This window comes from Shewanella atlantica (assembly GCF_003966265.1).
In the GTDB taxonomy this organism is placed as follows: Bacteria; Pseudomonadota; Gammaproteobacteria; order Enterobacterales; family Shewanellaceae; genus Shewanella; species Shewanella atlantica.
In genome coordinates, this window is the sequence record NZ_RXNV01000047.1 from 1 (window position 1) to 1,007 (window position 1,007).

Consider the following 1,007-nt stretch of genomic DNA (forward strand, 5'->3'; position numbering starts at 1 on the left):
TCACCAGGCATTACCATCTCTACGCCTTCTGGCAATTCGATAGTACCGGTTACGTCAGTTGTACGGAAGTAGAACTGTGGACGGTAGCCTTTGAAGAATGGAGTGTGACGTCCGCCTTCTTCTTTTGACAGAACGTAGATTTCTGACTTGAAAGTAGTGTGTGGAGTGATTGAACCAGGAGCAGCAAGAACCTGACCACGCTCAACATCTTCACGCTTAGTACCACGTAGAAGAACACCACAGTTCTCGCCAGCACGACCTTCGTCAAGAAGCTTACGGAACATTTCAACACCAGTACAAGTAGTCTTAGTAGTATCTTTGATACCTACGATTTCTACTTCTTCACCAACTTTGATGATACCGCGCTCTACACGACCGGTAACAACTGTACCACGGCCTGAGATTGAGAAAACATCTTCGATTGGAAGAATGAATGCACCATCGATAGCACGCTCTGGCTCTGGAATGTAAGTATCTAGTGCTTCTGCAAGCTCAAGGATCTTAGCTTCCCACTCTGGCTCGCCTTCAAGGGCTTTAAGCGCAGAACCTTGGATAACTGGTAGGTCATCACCTGGGAATTCATATTCAGAAAGAAGTTCACGAACTTCCATTTCTACAAGCTCAAGAAGCTCTTCGTCATCAACCATGTCACACTTGTTCATGAATACGATGATGAAAGGTACACCAACCTGACGAGAAAGCAGGATGTGCTCACGAGTCTGTGGCATTGGACCATCTGTAGAAGCAACTACTAGAATCGCGCCGTCCATTTGAGCAGCACCAGTGATCATGTTTTTAACATAATCGGCGTGACCAGGACAATCTACGTGTGCGTAGTGACGAGTAGGTGTGTCATATTCGATGTGAGAAGTATTAATTGTAATACCGCGCTCACGCTCTTCTGGAGCGTTATCGATTTGTGCGAAGTCTTTAACTTCACCACCGTAAGTCTTAGTCAATACTGCAGAGATTGCAGCAGTTAGAGTAGTTTTACCATGGTCAACGTG

General features: G+C 45.8%; 1 protein-coding gene. It reads right to left on the reverse strand.

The features are described from left to right. A partial coding sequence (tuf, locus tag EKG39_RS23265; RefSeq protein WP_126508325.1) for an elongation factor Tu occupies positions 1–1,007 on the reverse strand: 1,007 nt, incomplete at both ends.